The 16,287-nt window shown below is 69.9% G+C and carries 14 protein-coding genes; 8 read left to right on the top strand and 6 right to left on the bottom strand.

The window, feature by feature from the left end; all coding sequences use genetic code 11:
• Positions 1-214 precede the first annotated feature (214 nt).
• From B446_RS00260 to B446_RS41055, 3 genes are all read right to left on the bottom strand, one after another.
• Positions 215-1,018, bottom strand: coding sequence for a hypothetical protein (locus B446_RS00260; protein ID WP_020937386.1), 804 nt, complete (start codon positions 1,016-1,018; stop codon positions 215-217).
• Between the two features lie 561 nt (positions 1,019-1,579).
• A complete protein-coding gene (locus B446_RS00255; protein ID WP_020937385.1) occupies positions 1,580-2,074 on the bottom strand; it encodes a DUF4265 domain-containing protein in 495 nt (164 codons plus the stop codon).
• Positions 2,075-2,446: 372 nt separating this feature from the next.
• The gene (locus tag B446_RS41055) at positions 2,447-2,827 is read right to left on the bottom strand and encodes a hypothetical protein (protein ID WP_420010347.1); all 381 of its coding nucleotides are present in this window, start codon (positions 2,825-2,827) and stop codon (positions 2,447-2,449) included.
• Positions 2,828-2,846: 19 nt separating this feature from the next.
• Between B446_RS41055 and B446_RS00250 the strand changes: the two genes are divergently transcribed.
• Positions 2,847-3,383, top strand: a complete 537-nt coding sequence (locus B446_RS00250) for a hypothetical protein (protein WP_020937384.1) — start codon at positions 2,847-2,849, stop codon at positions 3,381-3,383.
• A gap of 698 nt (positions 3,384-4,081) precedes the next feature.
• On the opposite strand, the gene B446_RS36565 is transcribed toward B446_RS00250, so the two are convergent.
• Positions 4,082-5,278: a helix-turn-helix domain-containing protein gene (locus B446_RS36565; protein ID WP_043474393.1), complete on the bottom strand. Its 1,197-nt coding sequence runs from the start codon at positions 5,276-5,278 to the stop codon at positions 4,082-4,084.
• Between the two features lie 255 nt (positions 5,279-5,533).
• Between B446_RS36565 and B446_RS00240 the strand changes: the two genes are divergently transcribed.
• The 6 genes from B446_RS00240 to B446_RS35930 all read left to right on the top strand — a co-directional run bounded on the left by B446_RS00240 (position 5,534) and on the right by B446_RS35930 (position 14,158).
• A complete protein-coding gene (locus B446_RS00240) occupies positions 5,534-6,028 on the top strand; it encodes a hypothetical protein (RefSeq protein ID WP_020937382.1) in 495 nt (164 codons plus the stop codon).
• A 1,402-nt stretch (positions 6,029-7,430) separates the two neighbouring features.
• Positions 7,431-12,269, top strand: a complete 4,839-nt coding sequence (locus B446_RS00235) for an RICIN domain-containing protein (RefSeq protein WP_020937381.1) — start codon at positions 7,431-7,433, stop codon at positions 12,267-12,269.
• A 14-nt stretch (positions 12,270-12,283) separates the two neighbouring features.
• Positions 12,284-12,943: a hypothetical protein gene (locus B446_RS00230; RefSeq protein WP_020937380.1), complete on the top strand. Its 660-nt coding sequence runs from the start codon at positions 12,284-12,286 to the stop codon at positions 12,941-12,943.
• Positions 12,944-13,067: 124 nt separating this feature from the next.
• Positions 13,068-13,268 (top strand): hypothetical protein, encoded by a 201-nt coding sequence (locus B446_RS41050; RefSeq protein ID WP_420010333.1) that lies wholly within the window; start codon positions 13,068-13,070, stop codon positions 13,266-13,268.
• A gap of 299 nt (positions 13,269-13,567) precedes the next feature.
• On the top strand, positions 13,568-13,819 hold the full coding sequence (locus tag B446_RS35935) for a hypothetical protein (protein ID WP_020937378.1): 252 nt from the start codon (positions 13,568-13,570) through the stop codon (positions 13,817-13,819).
• 72 nt (positions 13,820-13,891) lie between these two features.
• Positions 13,892-14,158 carry a hypothetical protein gene (locus tag B446_RS35930; protein WP_020937377.1) on the top strand — a complete coding sequence of 89 codons (267 nt, stop codon included), beginning with the start codon at positions 13,892-13,894 and terminating at the stop codon, positions 14,156-14,158.
• 85 nt (positions 14,159-14,243) lie between these two features.
• Here the strand turns inward: B446_RS35930 and B446_RS00215 are convergent, their stop codons facing one another.
• On the bottom strand, positions 14,244-14,387 hold the full coding sequence (locus B446_RS00215) for a putative ATP-dependent DNA ligase (RefSeq protein ID WP_020937376.1): 144 nt from the start codon (positions 14,385-14,387) through the stop codon (positions 14,244-14,246).
• Positions 14,388-14,419: 32 nt separating this feature from the next.
• Positions 14,420-15,025, bottom strand: a complete 606-nt coding sequence (locus B446_RS00210; protein WP_043476988.1) for a TetR/AcrR family transcriptional regulator — start codon at positions 15,023-15,025, stop codon at positions 14,420-14,422.
• Positions 15,026-15,107: 82 nt separating this feature from the next.
• On the opposite strand from B446_RS00210, the gene B446_RS00205 reads away from it, so the two are divergent.
• Entirely contained in the window at positions 15,108-16,031 is a 924-nt protein-coding gene (locus B446_RS00205; protein ID WP_043474385.1) for an oxidoreductase, read from the top strand.
• Positions 16,032-16,287: the final 256 nt, after the last annotated feature.

Below are 16,287 nucleotides of genomic sequence, written 5' to 3'. Positions count from 1 at the left end.
GCGGTGGTACTTCACGGCCGAGCGGCTGCCATGGGGCTGTACATCCCCAGCTGGCTCACTGCCGCGAAGACGGCACATCGCCCCTCGAAGGCGCGCGAGACCAGGGGCTCGTCCCAGACGCGGTTCGCCATGGCGGCGAGGTGGATGCCCTGGCTGCCACGTGGCCGCTGCCCCCGCTCCCTCGGGGAGCGAGGACGCGGGGGCGGCGTACGGATTACTGCACGTCCACGAAGTCCCCGGTCGCCTTGACGGCCGGGGTGGTGGAGGTGCCCGCGAAGTTCCAGCGCCAGTAGCCGTCTTCCGACGCGGGGACCGTGGTCGTCAGGCTGCCGGTGCTGGAGGTGTACACGGTCTTGACGGTGGTGTAGGTCGTGGTGCCGGCCTTGCGGAACTGGAGCTTGACCGGCTGGTTGGTGTAACCGCGGTAAGCGAGGTTGTCCCAGTCGGCCCGGGTGAGCTTGCCGGTGACGGTGAGGGTCGCGCCCTTGGCGACCGGCTCCGGGCCCGCGTTCGCGGTGAGCTTGGAGTACCGCTGCAGGCGGGTCGTGGTGTAGCTCGCCGCCTGGGTCCAGCTGTCGTCGTCGGCCACCCCCTGCACACTGACCTTCCACGTGCCGGCGTGGGCGTTGGCGAGCGCGGTGCCACCGTACCGCCAGTCCGGCTCGAGGAAGATCGTCTGCGAGCAGGTCGAGGTGGTGGCGCTCGATGCGACGCAGTCCGCGTGGTAGTGGAACTGCTGCGACACGATGCGGTCGTCGTAGGCCTCGTAGGGGTTCGCACCCTCCGGTCCGCGCCACAGGACGAAGTCCGCGTCCTGGATGCCCGACGGGTGGGTGAAGGTCCCTGACACCGTGATCGTCTTGGAGTCGAGGCCCACCACGATGTTCTTGCCACCGTCGAAGGAGACGTCGCTGATCTGGACGTCCGTCTGGGTCTCGCCCGCGTAGGCACCGGGGACGACGAAGCCGGTCAGCGCCGTGACGGTGCTGAGGACGGCGAGGGCGGCGCGCTTGCGCATGCATCTCCTTCACGAAGAGGGAAGCGGGAGTCGCCGGGCAGGGCACGGCGGGGCAGTCGAAGCCGGTCGGGGGCCGGTGACGGGTTTGATCCATTACGGGATGCGGCCTGCCGCATCCCTCGGCGGACATCGGCGTGCTGCACGCGGTGTCACCCTGCTCCCCCGGCTCACGGACTGCTCGAAGTACCAAGCGCGCCTGGCCGTCCGAACGTCACCCGCTCGGCATCCGAAGCCGGGACCGCTCGGTGGCAGCCCGAGCGGTCTCCGGGCCGCCGGCGTGCCCGGAAGCCCTCCGCGTCGGCATCGTGAGCACGGCCGGAGAAGCGGCACCACTACCTTCGCTACCTGGCCCCAGGCGCCTCGTGTCCGGGCGAAGGCACACCTTCCGCATATGGTTTTCAGCCCCTGACCACCGAGAACGCCACCCTCAAACACCGCGTCCACCAACTCACCCGCGAACACCGAACCCTGCAAGAACGCCTCGAAGGCGCCCGTTCAAACCTCCGCTTCGCCGACAAACGCATCGCCGCTGGAAGCCGAACTTCTGGAGCGCCCGAAGGACTAGGCGCTCCAGAACGCCTCAGTACCACTGCCGACCTCGAAGTGCCACCAACCCTCGTCCTGGCCGCGGACCAGCAGCCGCTTGAGCGCCGCGAAGTCAGTGCCGCTCGGCACGTCGAACGCCACCATCGGAAATTCGGCGCTGAAGACCTCGCCGCCGAGTCGAAAGTCCGAGAGGCGCTCGTGAACCTTCTCGGGGCTGCGGCCCAGCGGCCCGGACGGGATCGGCACCACACGGACAGCGCAGTTCCCGGAGGTGCTGATTCGCCCGGTCGCCCAGTGCAGTCCATCGTCGTCCGTTCGGAAGCGGACGACGTCCCCTTGGGCGACACCGTCCTGGAGGAACGGGACGTTGTCCACGCGGGCAGTGTCCGCGCTGAGCCTCGTCGCCCACAGGCCCTCAGTGTCCTGCGGGAACCACCCCTCGCGAGGAACGAACCGGAACCAGACCTTGATCCGGTCCCCGACGATCTCACGCTCTGACGCACCGTTCATGGGACACATGTTCTCCGGTGCCTGAACGTCCTCTCAGGCCAGGGTGCCCCTGGTCCCGGCCGTACGGGTCAGCGCCCCCGACCAGCCCGGGCAGTGTTGGAGGGTGGTCGACGGACTGGGAGGCCAGCCTGCCGCACTACACGTCCGTAGCACGCGTCTCCGGCCTGGGCCACTACGTGCAGCGTCGCCTGTGGTGGACCTCCGCCCAGTCTGAGCGCGCACAGAACGAGCACGACCGCAGACGCCAGGAGCAGGCCGAACGGGCGGAACGGGCCGACAGAGTTCGTCGGGAGGCCGCGGACCGCCGCGCCGCACGCCAGCAGCAAGAGCTCCAGCGCAGGCAGGAACTCCAGCGGCGCCGCCAGAGGCACCTCATGCCGGCTCCCGAAGACGAAGCGACCCGGCGCGCCCAGGCACAGGAGCAGCGGCGCTTGGAGCAGGCATGGCGCCGGCAGCGCGAGCAGGAGGACTCTTTCCCTTCCCCCACACGTAGGTGGCGACCAATGCCTCTCGGAGCGTCTCGCGCGCCAGCGTGTTGGCGACCATCAACGTCACCTGCGCGCGGCTGACCCGGGCGCCCCCGGTGAAGGAGTGGGGAGCCAGTGCCGAAAGCCAGGGGGTGATCCCCGGCTGTGACGCAGCTCCTGTCGCCCCCGGGGGAGGCCGCCGTACCGTTGTCCGCACCTCCCCGCCCGGGCGCGCAGTGCCCGCGACCGGATCACCCACACCGGAACACCCAGGACAGGCGGGCATACGCACAGGACGGTCCACCATGCCCACCGCGCTCTCGCCCGTCATCGCCGCCTCCGCACGCTGGCTGCTGGCGGCCTTCCCCCCGGCCACCGGCCCACTGAACCAGGCCCTGGCCGAAGCCCAGGCAGGCCATGCGGCCACCATCGCCGCCGCCCTGCGCTACCCCACCGCGCTGGACGCCGAACTGCTGGACCTGCTCGGCCCCGGCGGCTCCGGCCGGCTGGACTTCGTCACCGGCGCCGACGCACCCCCGCTGACGGACGCCACCCACGCCTGGCGCACCCAGGTCGACGAGACCGTCGTCAGCTGGGCGGCCTGCCTGCTGGCCGACGCCGACCTCGCCGCCCTGGCCGCCGCCTGCCTGGCCGCCACCCACCACGGCCCCGACAGCGTGGGCGACGCGCGCCGGCTGACCATCCCCAGCCCGCGCGACCACCGCGCGGCCCCCCTGCTGCGCCACCCGGACTTCCTCGGCCCGATCGCGGACCTCCACCGCGAGACCCTCCTCGGCCTCCTCGGCGCCGCCCCGGCCGTCACCGCCCCCGAACCCGGGTGACCACCGAGCCCGTACGACCCCAGGCAGCCGACAGGCAGCCGGCCACCGCCGGGCCGCCGCGGTCCGTCGCGCTCAGGGCGCCTTGCACAGAGCCGGGAAACGCGGAGCGACCCAGGGCTGGGTGGTGCCTGCTGGAGGCGCTGCCCGCCAGCCGGACATCCGCCGACGCCGCCCGGCTCCTCACCGTCCTCTGGCGCCTGTCCCTGAGGCGTACGCGTACTGTCCCTGAGGCGTACGCGTACCGCACGGAAGATGGACGCAATGCGTGCGTTCCGGATCTGACAGCAGCGTCCGCGAGGCCCGCCCGGCAGCGCCTACTCGCTCCCGGGCGAGGCCGGCGCCTGCGCCCGCCGCGTCTCTCCGCCCGGTGACCGGCGCCGCGACGGCCCGGCCTCGGCCGCTCGCCGACACCGTGGAGTGGCAGCGGGCCTCAGCGGCGCGCTGACGCGGCACGGCCGTGCAAAGTGATCCCCGCAGCCGCACCGCGACGCCGCGCTGCCCGCTGCGGCTCGGCCGGAGCAGCGGGAGAGCGCCGGGGCCGACCTGCGGCGCCTCGAGCGATCGGAGGAGAAAACGTCGGTGGGCCCACTCTCAGACCTCGTGGATCAGCTTCGCTCCGGGGCACGGGATCGAGCTGGTACGCCACGATCTGGCCGGTCCACCACTGGGCCGCGGTCCATCGCGCCCTTGGGCATGTCTCAGCGCGTGCTGTGGGGCCCTGCCCCTGCGTGGAGGGGGAGGGTGATGGACTGCCATGGTGGGGTCGCGGTGCCGCGGACGGTGCAGTCGTTGTCTGTGGAGGTGATGGAGCGGTAGGCCGTCGTGAGCGTGGGGTTTCGGGGTGGTAGATCCACGTCCACGGTTTGCCAGGGCGCTGTCTGCCAGGGCGCGTGGAATTGGGCGGCGGGGCCGGTTGGGGCGTTCATGGCGGTGAAGAGGAGGTCGCCTTCGGTGCACAGTGGCAGATCGCCGATGTTGATGGATTCGGTGCTGTCGCGGGGGTCCGATTCGCCCTCGATCCATGGTCCGGCGGCGGTGATTCCCCGGAAGGCATCGACCGCGGTCTGGGCAGCGGTGGCTCGCGGCCAGCGAATGATGATCCGATCGAGCATGTCCAGCGGCTTGGCACCGACGACTGCGAAGAGCAGCAGGCGGCCGCGGTCGTTGATATGCCCGGCCGGCCGGTAGGTATTGCCGGCCGTGTCGGTCACGGTGACCGCACCCGAGCTCGCGCCGGTGAGCGCGACGGTGACGATCAGCGTTTCGCCGCGGGGGACTGCGTGCAGCACCCACAGATCGGCCCCGATGGTCGACGGCGGACCGTAAGGAGGCCTGGAGTCGTTGTTGCTGATCCGGGCGGCATAGGCAGCGCTGCTCGTGGTCCGGAAGACGCGCGGGCCGGGGCGGGACGGCAGTGCGGGTGGCGAGCCCTGATCGGAGGAGAGTGCGGTGACTGTCAACAGCGCGGTGAGCAGAGTGCCGTAGCGTGCCGCGGTGCGTTTCCGGCGTGCGTGTCCGGCCCGGTGGCCGGCTGCCTCTGCCTTTGGGGGCATGGCCGGTTCGTCTGGCGGGACGACTGAGGGATGCGGATCGTCACGGTCGATGGGTGCCATCGCGGCGGGAGCGGTCGGCAACTCGGCGTCGGCGCGCCCCGGTCGGGCCGGCGGCAGCACATGGCGGGCAAGTCGAAGGAATTCCTCGTGCTCGTCCTCTGGCAGGCCGAGGGCCGTGGCGAGTAGCCGTACGGTTTCCCGGCGCGGCCGGGCAACCCTGCCGCGCTCGAGGTCACGGATGGCCCTAACGCTCAGTCCCGAGCGTTCGGCGAGTTCCTCCTGCGTCAGCCCGGCCCCGCTGCGCCGGGCGCGTAACAGCGCCCCGAATCCGCCCTCGCCCATCACGCTCCCGCCGGATGATCTGGACCTGCGCAGGCGAGTACACCACAGGGGTATCTGCCGGGAAACTGCCGGTGCTTTCTTCCGGCCGTTCTGCCTGGTCACCACCGTGGGGGGCTCCGGATGATCGGCACCTGAAGCCCTCGGCCAGCCTTGACCGTCACCTCACCCCGGGCCGCTGCAGAGGGCACAGCCTCACAACGAGAGCGCGTCCACCACTCAGGCTGGCTCTACATCCCGGACGAAGAGGAGAAGATCATGAGAAAGACACTCGGCCGCCAGGGCGTCAAGCGGGCCGCCGCCACGCTCACCATCGTCGGCACGCTGCTGACCACCGGCGTCACCGTCGCCCAGAGCGCATCGGCCAACACCGGAGGCGGTGGCTGCCGGGACAAGGGCTACGCCGACGAGACCTACGGCATCGCTGAGTTGCCCTGCAGATGGGGGGACGGAAGCCGCGGCATATACGGGGAGATCAACTACAAGAATCCGAACAACATCAGCATCTTCCCGTGCGCCCAACTACTCAAGGTCAACTCCGACCACACCACCACCCAGGTCGCGAACTTCGACTGCTTGGGGAAATGGCTGACTTCGAACCGGGCCGACGGGTCGATCCAGTTCAATACGAAAACCATCGGCGTCTCGAACGGCACCTACGTCGTGCAGGCCGGCTACTGGGAGTACGACCCGAACGGCAACCTGGTGTACATCGTGGGAGCGCAGGGCAGGCAGGTCCAGGTCTTCGGATAATCGCTTCGGGGCCACACGTCGACCGAGCACGAACGGCGGCGCACCACGGGCCCAACGCCCAAATGCCGCAGTGGTGCCGCACTGACGACCGCAACGTGCCAACTGGCCCCTGACAATCGCTGATCGAGCCGCCGGACGCAGGCCGCGTCGCGCATGAAGCGGAGCGCGGCCGCAGAGCCTCCTCGCCACGCCCGCCGGTGATGTCGCCGGCCTTCCCCGAGCACGCGCACGCTCGGGGAACGCCGGTCCACGCGCCGGTTGTGCGGGCTGAGGTCGAACTACGCCCTGGGCAATCGGTCTCGTTGGCCGAACGACCGACCGCAAGTGCGAAGTCAGGACCGTCGCGGTGGCCGAGGCCGGGGACTCAGGCGCCTCCAGTTAAACGGCGAAAGAGCGACCTGGGCGACCACCGGGCACTGATCGCGGTCTCAGCCGCCTCGAATCGGTCCAAGGCAGACCAGGACCCGTCCACGTGGCTGCCGCCGAAGGAGCAGGCTTGCCGCAGGACCGGATGCGGCACGCGCGCACGACGTCTTCGGCATACGGGCGACCCCCTGGCGCAATCGCGTATGGGAGGCCGATCACGTCCAGGCACCGCTGCTGATCGATGCCGGCGGGGACCTGGTGGTGCGCCCATGGGTGACCTGATTCTGCGAGCGTGCCGCTTTCATCTGCGTGCGCACCGGCCGCTGGCCGAGTGCGGGAAGAGGTACTGAGAAGGACGACGGCCATCTCCCGCACCGCGACCGAACATCTCGCAGGGTAGCGGCGCGGACAGAGGGCCGCGCCGCCGACGGCTCACGTCTCGTCGCGTGGACATTGTCCTCGGCGAGCTGGTTCACGATCCGGGCTGTCGCCGAGTCGCACAGTCGAGATCCAGCCAAATCCAGGCGGGTAGGCGGGGGTTGTGTGTCGTTGTTGTGTAGGCGTCGTGTGCCGGATCGCCGTGGGGCTGGGCAGGAGTCGAGTTTCGAGGATCAACGGTCGACGGATGGGTGTTTTCGGTCAGGGCCACCTACCTCGCCTGGAACGTCTGTACGAACAGGTCGACGATTCTCTAGGGTGTGAGTCGCGCGCGGTGGAAACTGACCATTTACACGACGTGCGTGCATCAGTAAGCGACCGGGGGAACGCCGTCGCTCACGGGGGAGGGGCCGCGACATCATGCCGCCGTACCGGCCATCCGCATGCCTGAGTCTTCGCGCCTGACCAGCCGCTGATTGACCATCAGGCAGCACACGTCACCCTGCTCTTCGGCCGACCTCCGGCCCACGCCCCCCGAAGACGCAGAAAGGGATGCTTCGTGCACCCCAAACCGTGGTTCCGCATGCCCGGAACACGAAGAGCAGGAAAATTCACCTCCGCCGTCACCTCCGTGGCTGCACTGGCCGTAGTGGCCGGTATGGCCGTTCAGCCCGGGCTGACCCGCCTGGGCGTCGAGCCGGTGGCCGACTCCTATCCCTGGTACGAGGACACTGCTGCCGAGCAACTGCGGCAGGACGAGTGTCTGATGGCCGACGTGCTGCGGCTCGGCGGTCCGACGATGGCCACGACCGCCCAGGACGCTCTCAACCAGCCCGCGGACAAGCTGCACACCCTGGCCGACCGGAAGCACTGGGACCAGACGCCGCTCGCCGTCGCGTACAAGAAGGACCGCGACGCGGCGAGCAAGCAGGCCGACGACCTCGAGTCTCAACGCAGCGCGTGGGCTAAGCCGTTGGATGGCCTGGCGACTCCCGGCGGGTTCACCGTCACCGACTTCCATTGGCCGCCCGACGGTGAGCAGAGCTTCTATAACCAGACCGGTCTGAGCAAGTGGGTCGCCGACCGGTTCTGGCAGAAGGACGACGACTTCTACCAGGACGCCACTCCGGAGGCCGACGCCAAGACCCTCAAGGCCGTCGACGATCTCGGTACCCCGCTGTACGGCACGGACCCGGACCCCGCCGGCACGACGCAGGCTGAGTGGAACCGTGTGCTCGCCGAGCACGACGCCTTCCGATGGATGCACGGCGGGCCGGCCACGAACGCGGGAGCGGACGACGCCCGCCTCTTCCTCTCCTCCGGCGGTTTCCCGCGCAGCGCACCGCAGCCGGGCACGCCGGAGTACCGCATCGCCGTGGAGGACGTGAAGTCCCGGTTCACTGCATGCGGTTGGCGTGACCCGCTCGACCCGGACAACGTGCTGGGTGACATCACCGCCACCGCGGCCGACGAGTGGCAGCAGGAAGTCGCCTCCCAGGCCGTTCAGCGCAACCAGATCCTGGGGGCCAACAAGGACTCTGTCGATGCCCTGGCCAAGGGCGCTAAGGCGCTCAGCGACATGCTGGGCCACTCCTGGGTCGCCGATCACCTGACCCGCTGGCAGGACTACTGGCTGCCGGGCGGCCTCGGCTGGGTCGGTGACAGTCCCACGGTCATCGAGGTGCACGCCGCGAAAGGCAAGTGCCTCGACGTCCAGGGCGGCAAGAAGGACAACGGCACACCGGTCCAGGTGTACACCTGCAACGGCTCCGCGGCGCAGAAGTGGGTGCTCTACGGCAGCGAGGACAGCCTGCACCTGCAGAACGTCAACGCCTTCAAGTGCCTCGATGTGGCGGGGAACAACACGGCGAACGGCACGAAGATCCAGATCTCGTCGTGCAAGGACTCCCCGTCGCAGATATGGGCGTCCGAGCTGCGCGGCGCCACCAGCCTGAAGAACACGGGGACGGGCAAGTGCTTGGACATGCACACCTTCGACAACGGCAACGACGCCAAGCTGTACACGTGCAACGGCACCGACGCGCAGCAGTTCGACATCAAGCCGACCGGCCACGACGGCACGGACAAGCTCGACTACCCGGACAAGGCGCAGTTCGACAAGGCGAAGTCCGGTGTCGCCGCCGCCCAGGCCGGTGCGAAGAAGCAGCTGGCCGTGCTCAAGGCGCAGCTCGCCGTGGCGCAGAAGGCCGCCACTACCTCGGATTCGGCTGTGCAGGCCGCCTACGGCATCGCGGACACGAGCGGCGCGCCGCGTGGCCGCGGCCTGCTGGTTGGGCAGCAGAAGGCGCAGGTCACCAAGGGGGCTGTCGCCGCGCTGCAGGCGCTGGTGAAGGCTGGTGAGACCGCCGAGGCGGCTACCCGTGCCTCCGCCGGGGACAGTGAGACCATCGCGCAGCGTGGGCTGGCGCAGGCCGCGCAGGCGAAGGCGGAGTTCCGCAAGGAGGCCGCGAAGACGGCCGAGCTGCAGGCCAAGGCGGCCGCGGACGCGGCGAAGGTGCACCGGGACAACGCCAAGAAGGACAAGGAGACGGCGGAGGCCAAGCTCTCCGACGCGTTGAAGGCGGAGGGCGACGCGAAGGCCGCTGCGGCCGACGCGCACGCCAAACGGCTCGCGGCGGAGGCCGAGGAGAAGACGGCCAAGGCGGAGAAGGAGAACGCCGCCGCCAAGCGGGCTGAGGCCGCCGACCACCGCAAGAACGCCGAGAGCGAGGCGACCAAGGCCAAGGACGCCAAGGACAAGGCCGAGACAGCCGAGAAGACCGCAGAGGACCGGCGCGACGACGCGGTCAAGGCCAGCGACCACGCCAAGGACATGCGCGACGACGCGTGGGACGCCGAGCAGAAGGCCGACGCGGCCCGCGCCAAGGCCGACGCCAAGGACGCCTACGCCGACTCGCTCGACTCCGGGGACGCGGCCGACGCGGCCCGCGCCGCGGCGAACGACGCCGACAAGGCAGCCGACGATGCCGAAGCCGCCGCGACCAAGGCACGCTCCGAGGCCGACGCGGCCACGCAGGCGGCAGCCGACGCCGACGCCGCGGCCACCCGCGCCGAGGCCGCTGCCAAGCGCGCACGCTCCGACGCGGACGCCGCCCAGGCGGACAAGCTGAAGGCGGACGCGGCGGTGAAGACTGCGACCAGCGCGGTCGCCGACGCCATCAAGGCCTCCCAGGACGCCTCCGCCGAGGCCAAGACGGCCGTCAAACTCGCCGACGAGGCCGAGCAGCACGCCAAGGACGCCAAGACCCAGGCCGATGCCGCCAATACAGAGGCCGGGAAGGCACTCGCGGCCGCAGCGAAGGCCGCCGGTTTCGCCCATGTCACCGCTCAGGCGGCGGTCGACGCGAGCAAGGCGGCGAAGCAGGTCGCAGCCCCGGCCAACGACGCCGTCCAGCTCGGCTCGGCCTACGTCGACGCCGACTCGGCGGCCGGCCTGGTCGTGCTGACCGGTCAGGCGTCGAAGACGATCGCCGACCAGCAGCAGGCCGTCGCCGACGCGCATGCCAAGAACGCGGCGGCCGAGGCCCAGGCCGCCAAGGAACTCGCCGACCAGGCCAAGGGCGACGCGAAGGAGGCGTACCAGCACGCGGCCAATGCCGCCCAGTACGCGTCCGACGCCCGCACCTATTCCAAGGAGGCGCTGGGCTACGCGGCCGACGCGGCCAAGGCGGCATCCAAGGCCGCCGACTCACTGGCCCGCACCGTTCAGTACGACAAGCAGGCCGGCGAGGACGCGGCTGCCGCCGACAAGGCGGCCGGCAACGCAGAGGGCTACGCCAAGGACGCCCGCGACTCGGCCGACGCCGCCGAACTCGACGCGGCCGCGGCCCGCTCCGCGGCGTCCCAGGCCGAACAGGATGCCAAGGACGCCCGCGCGGCGGCCACCCGCGCCGACGCCGCAGCCACCGAGGCCGAACAGGCCGCCAAGGACGCCGACAAGTACGCCAAGGAGGCTCAGGCGGCCGCCGACCGGGCAGAGAAGGCGGAGGCCGATAAACGACGCTCCCAGGGGTCCGGCACAGGCATTCCCGGCGTGTTCGCCGTGCCCGATGAGTCCACCGTCGAGATCGTCAACTCCAAGCAGATCGGCACCTGCCCGGGAATGCCGCAAGCAGCCCTCAAGGGCTGCGACGCGGCGTACGACCTCGTCGTCACCTACGACGCCGACTTCTACCTGTGCACGGATGACGACGCGCAGGCCACAGCGGACGGCTGCCCGAAGTCGGCATGGCAGTTCCTTAAGCGGGCGACCTTGAAGAACGTCCCGATCGACAACTGGCAGCACCACTTCTCCGGCAAGGACATCGTCCGCGCCGGATGGCAGAGCCTTTTCGGAGACGTGGCAGGATCGATCCTCTTCTCGTTTTTCGCCGACGACATGATGGACTGCCTCCACGGCAGTGCCAGCGGCTGCGCCTGGAGCCTCGCCAACTATCTCCCGCTCGAGAAGCCTCTGGCCGCACTCGCCGACGCCGTCAGGACAGTGAACGCCTCCATGCGCACCGGCATCGGAGTCGCCGACGCGCTGAAGGCGCTGCGCACGCTGCACATGGACGCGGACGCGCTGGCAGGTATCGAGCGGTCGGCGAGACTCACCGAGGAGATGCGGACCGCCTGCCGGACCAACAGTTTCCCCGGTGCCACCGAAGTGCTCATGGCGGACGGGTCACACCGGCCCATCAGCCAGGTGGGTGTGGGGGACCTCGTCAGGTCCATGAACCCGGCCACCGGCCAGTTGCGGACCCGAGAGGTCACCGACACCTTCAAGCACGACACCCGGCGGCTGGTGGACATCACCGTTGCCGGCGGGGGGAAGCTAACCAGCACCGCCGGCCACAGGTTCTACGTGGTGGAACGCGGGTGGACGCTTGTCTCAGACCTGCATGTGGGGGACCGGCTGCGCACCCCGGACGGTTCCATCCGCCGGGTGACCGCCCTCCTCGACCGCCCGGACCTGTCTCCGCGTACGGTGTACGACCTCACGGTCGGTGATCTGCACACGTTCTTCGTGCTCGCGGGCGCCACCCCGGTCCTCGTCCACAACTGCAAGGTCGCCCTGGGGTGGCAGAACAAGGGGGCACTCGACGAGTGGGCCAAGCTCCCCGAGAACAAGTTCACCACCTTCTCCAACGTGTCCCCGCAGGATTTCGCCCGGTTGGCGGAAATGGCTGTCGCCGACCCGAGCGTCACGTTGCACGTCAACATGACTGGGCTGAGTGACCTCGGAGGCTTCATGGAAGCCGCCAAGCGCGGCTTGAGGGCGGGTGAGGCCGGGCATGCCACGGACTACGAGATGTCCATGATCGCGAGAGCTGTCGCCAACGGCCAACGCCCATGGGATTCCGTGAAGTTCTACTCCCCGTCGGGCCCCAACGGCGCAATGCGACTGGACCCGCCGACTGAGATGCCGGACCTGTCGGTGCTGGGGAAACTGGACCCTGTAAAGGGTTCGGTCATCGGATACTGCCACTGCTGAGGGACACGAAGAACATGAGCAACCCCGGGAAAGACCTGTACCCGGACGTGACCGCCTCGGGCGGCCTGGCTCTGGCCATGAAAGAGGCGGCGACGTCACGCGGATGCGACATCGGGCTCGCGCCCTGGGCGGTCGACGACTTCACCATCGAAACAGCGAGGGGTTTCGTGTCGGTTGGTGCCGCGACCGGGGAACGCCTCTTCCGTTTGACCGTCCACATCCCCGGGTTCACCTGGCACATCGGCTCAACAGATGATCTCGGGCAGCTCGTGGAGGCCATCGCCGCGTGGCGCGATGGCATGGCGTTCGACGAGTTGGCGGAAACGTTCGAGTTCATGACACTCGACGAGTTCGTCAGGGCACTCGAGAACGGAGAGCCGACCTCTTCGCAGTGGTCCGACCTTCTGTCGTCCGAATTCCACCGACCGCGCTGGAACCTGTTGCGCCGCCTCCGTGCGGATGAGGAACTGCGGAACACGTTCCCGACGATCACGCACGGTGCCGTGCGCCTGCGTGTTGATGCGATGGACGGAACGAGCCGTCAGGTTCTAGTGCACGAGGTGGACAGGGAACGATATGAGGTCAGGCGCGTCGGGGTGCCCGGGGACGACTGGACCGAGGTTCCGACCGGTGACCTGATCGCCTGCTTGCGAGCTGCCTTGCACGAGGAGTGATCTCGGGGGACCGGACGCCGAACCCCGCCAGGTGGTCCCTGGCGGGGTTTCCTCATGCGTGAGCCACCAGTGAGCCCGGATTCGACACCTCCACCCTGGTCGTCATGCCGGGACGTGCGCTTGGATGACCCACGTGGACCACTTCACGCGGACAGCGCCCAAAGCCGCCAGCCGCTCACCGTCCACACCACCGCAATCCTGCTCGCCTTCGGCGCTGACCCAGAACTGCGCGATCCGGCCGGGCACACGTCCCCTGGACGTGGCCGAGGAGTACGACCACCAGCCGGCGATCAAGCTGTTGACCCCGCACATCGGGCGGCGCTGAACGTTCCGCACGGCGGGACGCCATGCCCCATGCCCTGCTTCGCGCTCCCTTGCGACGGAACGGTCCGGCCGCCGGGCTCTTGCGGCCCGACGGTGGCGAAGCATGCTGCGGCCAGCCGCCGCCATCGGCGCCCGGCCACCGCCGCCGCCGAGCAGAAGGTCCCCCTGAGCGACGCATCCACCCGTGCCCCGGATGACTTCGGCACCTGGCTGAGCGAGCGAGGACCGGATGCCTACGCGCTGGCCTGAGTGAGCGAAGGGGCAGGTGCCGTCGGCGGGGAAGGTGCCCCGGTACCCACGGTGGGGGATAGCGGGATCGCCGGCCCCGGCGCCGATCTGACCCGCATGACGCTGCACGAGGTCACCCACGGCCGGCGCGAGACCCTGCACCGGTGGCTTCAACTCGACGACGGACACAACCTGCTGGCCATCGCCAGCGCCCCGGCGGGTGTCCTGCGTGAACACACCCCCGGGGAACTGGCGGCCGAGCTCCGACAGGCCCCGGACACCGACGACGCCCGTCTCACCGACGAACTGGCCGGCTGGCTGTAGCGCCGCTACGCCGACGCACCCCAGGGCCTGGACCTCGGATGGATCGCCGCGGCCGCCGCCTGGTCCTGTCACATGCGCGCGCTCACCGGCTATCCGCCGTCCTCAGTCCTGGGGGCGTGCCTGGAGCGTGCCGACGAAGACGACGAGGCCATCGAGGACCTCGTTGAGCAACAAAGCTGCGGTCAGGGCAGCAGTCTCGCTTCCGCAACAGGCCGAAGCCGGCCCGGCGACGCTTCCTGGGTCTGGACCATCCACGGGACCAGCGGGTCCTCTCGAAGGTCGGTGGCGGGGGAGACGTTCAAGACGATCACCGTGCTTCAGGTCACCTACCTCGGCTGACGTCGAGACGTGCATCTGGTGCGGTTAGCAGGACGTGCCAGACGAACCGTGCAGCGTCCTGGCCGGCCCGCGCCGACGTGCACGCTCAGCCGGTCGGGCCGGGCTCGAAGGTTGGGACGTCGGCGGGCGACAGGTCCGGGCGCGCCCGGTGCCAACGCGCGGGGTGCCGCCAGCGCCCTGCATTGTCGCGGGCGACGTCGACGCCGATCTCCACCACCAGTTCCGGCATCGCGAGGGTGACGTCCAGGCTCTCGGGCCCGGCTACACCGCGTCCGGGGCGCAGCCGCGCAGCGCGAAGGCGATCACCTCGTCCAGACCGTGCTCGGCGGCCTCGGGGGGCAGCATCCCAGCCGTCACCAGACCGGCGTAACCGTGCAGGACCGCGAACACCGGGACGCCGACGCGCTCCAGCGGCCCTTCCCGCACCTCACCCTGCCGCTGCCCCTCCTCGATCCCCGACACCAGCAGCGCGGACCAGCGTTCTGCCGCCGCCCGCAGGGCCTCGGACGCCTCCGGGTCATGCTTGATCGAGTACATCAGGTCCAGCAACGCCGCGTTCTCGAGGGCGAAGTCCACATAGGCGCGGACTATGACGTCCAGACGCTGCGCGAACGACGCGCCGGCCCGCCCGTGCGCCCCCTCGAGCGCCACGGCCAGCCGCTCGAAGCCGGTCAGTGCCAGCGCGTCCAACAATGCCTGCTTGTCCCTGAAGTGACGGCTCGGGGCAGCGTGGCTGACGCCCAGGTCGCGGGCGAGCTCTCGCAGCGACAGGGCGGCCGGGCCCTTCTCCCTCAGCGTCTCCTCGGCGCGGGTCAGCAACGCGGCGCGCAAATCTCCGTGGTGGTAGCTGCTTGGGCGGGTGTGCATGGGCATCAGTGTACCGGCCATGTTTGCCTCGGCTACATTGTTGTCATTGACAGCATTGTTGTCGACGCCTACATTCGCTGGCATGACTACTCCTTCCCCCACGTGGCACGTGACCGACATCCCTGACCAGACCGGCCGTACCGCGGTCGTCACCGGAGCCAACAGCGGACTGGGCCTCGCCACGGTCGAGGCGCTGGCCGGCGCCGGCGCGCACGTCGTGCTCGCCGTACGGGACCCCGAGCGCGGTGCGGCCGCGGCGGCCCGCGTGCACGGCAGCGTGGAGGTGCGTCGGCTAGATCTCGCCGACCTCGCCTCCGTGCGGGAGTTCGCGGCGGCCTGGCGGGGTGACCTCGATCTGCTCGTCAACAACGCGGGCGTCATGAACATCCCGGAGTCGGCCACCAAGGACGGCTTCGAGACGCAGTTCGGCACCAACCACCTGGGCCACTTCGCGCTGACGAACCTGTTGCTGCCGCACCTCACCGACCGGGTCGTGACCGTCTCCTCCGGCGCCCACCGGATGCCGGGCAACCCCCGCATCCACTTCGACAACCTCAACCTCACCGGGGAGTACGCCCCCATGAAGGCGTACAGCCAGTCCAAGCTGGCCAACCTGCTGTTCACCCTGGAACTCCAGCGCCGGCTGACCGAGTCGAACTCACGGGTGCGCGCCCTCGCCGCGCACCCGGGCTGGGCCGCCACCAACCTCCAGAGCCACGACGGCAGCCCCCTGCGCCGCGCCCTTCTGCTGATCGGCAACCGCCTCTTCGCCCAGGACAACAGGGCCGGCGCCCTGCCCACCCTGTACGCCGCTGTCCAGGACCTGCCCGGTGCGAGTTACGTCGGCCCGGACGGGCTCGGTGAGATGCGCGGCGCCCCGACCCTGGTGGGCCGCTCGCCGGCGGCCGCCGACCCGTCGGCCGCCCGTCGCCTGTGGACGGTGTCCGAGGAACTGACCGGTATCGCCTTCCCGCTGTCGGCGGTCACCGCCGGGACCCGGCCATGATCATCCCGCCGCTCGCCGTGCTGGTTGCCCGGGCCTCCGTTTGACCGTAGCGGCGGGGCGTGTGGGTGTCCGGCTGCGCCGCCGCGGTCGGCTCGTGTTCACTCCTGCGGCGGCAGCGACGTGGCAGCCGCGCCACTGTCTGCGCGCGTTGTCGCGCGGGGCGCCAGGGCTGCCCACGCCGACAGCAGCCCTTCCCAGGCGTCGGGGAGCCCAGCGTCCACGGCCGACCGGTAGGCGGCGCAGGCCTCGGCCGAGC

The sequence above is a fragment of the Streptomyces collinus Tu 365 genome, from assembly GCF_000444875.1.
Lineage (GTDB): Bacteria > Actinomycetota > Actinomycetes > Streptomycetales > Streptomycetaceae > Streptomyces > Streptomyces collinus_A.
Note: the sequence above shows the minus strand (reverse complement) of the source record. Positions and strands in the feature narration are given on the sequence as shown.

Bases quoted from the DNA above. Each gene is read 5' to 3' on its own strand.
- B446_RS36565 (WP_043474393.1), bottom strand. From the start codon at position 5,278: ATGGGCGAGGGCGGATTCGGGGCGCTGTTACGCGCCCGGCGCAGCGGG.
- B446_RS00235 (WP_020937381.1), top strand. From the start codon at position 7,431: ATGGCCGTTCAGCCCGGGCTGACCCGCCTGGGCGTCGAGCCGGTGGCC.
- B446_RS00260 (WP_020937386.1), bottom strand. From the start codon at position 1,018: ATGCGCAAGCGCGCCGCCCTCGCCGTCCTCAGCACCGTCACGGCGCTG.
- B446_RS41055 (WP_420010347.1), bottom strand. From the start codon at position 2,827: ATGCCCGCCTGTCCTGGGTGTTCCGGTGTGGGTGATCCGGTCGCGGGC.
- B446_RS00255 (WP_020937385.1), bottom strand. From the start codon at position 2,074: ATGAACGGTGCGTCAGAGCGTGAGATCGTCGGGGACCGGATCAAGGTC.
- B446_RS00205 (WP_043474385.1), top strand. From the start codon at position 15,108: ATGACTACTCCTTCCCCCACGTGGCACGTGACCGACATCCCTGACCAG.
- B446_RS35930 (WP_020937377.1), top strand. From the start codon at position 13,892: ATGCGCGCGCTCACCGGCTATCCGCCGTCCTCAGTCCTGGGGGCGTGC.
- B446_RS00230 (WP_020937380.1), top strand. From the start codon at position 12,284: ATGAGCAACCCCGGGAAAGACCTGTACCCGGACGTGACCGCCTCGGGC.
- B446_RS00240 (WP_020937382.1), top strand. From the start codon at position 5,534: ATGAGAAAGACACTCGGCCGCCAGGGCGTCAAGCGGGCCGCCGCCACG.
- B446_RS00215 (WP_020937376.1), bottom strand. From the start codon at position 14,387: ATGCCGGAACTGGTGGTGGAGATCGGCGTCGACGTCGCCCGCGACAAT.
- B446_RS00210 (WP_043476988.1), bottom strand. From the start codon at position 15,025: ATGCACACCCGCCCAAGCAGCTACCACCACGGAGATTTGCGCGCCGCG.
- B446_RS00250 (WP_020937384.1), top strand. From the start codon at position 2,847: ATGCCCACCGCGCTCTCGCCCGTCATCGCCGCCTCCGCACGCTGGCTG.
- B446_RS41050 (WP_420010333.1), top strand. From the start codon at position 13,068: ATGACCCACGTGGACCACTTCACGCGGACAGCGCCCAAAGCCGCCAGC.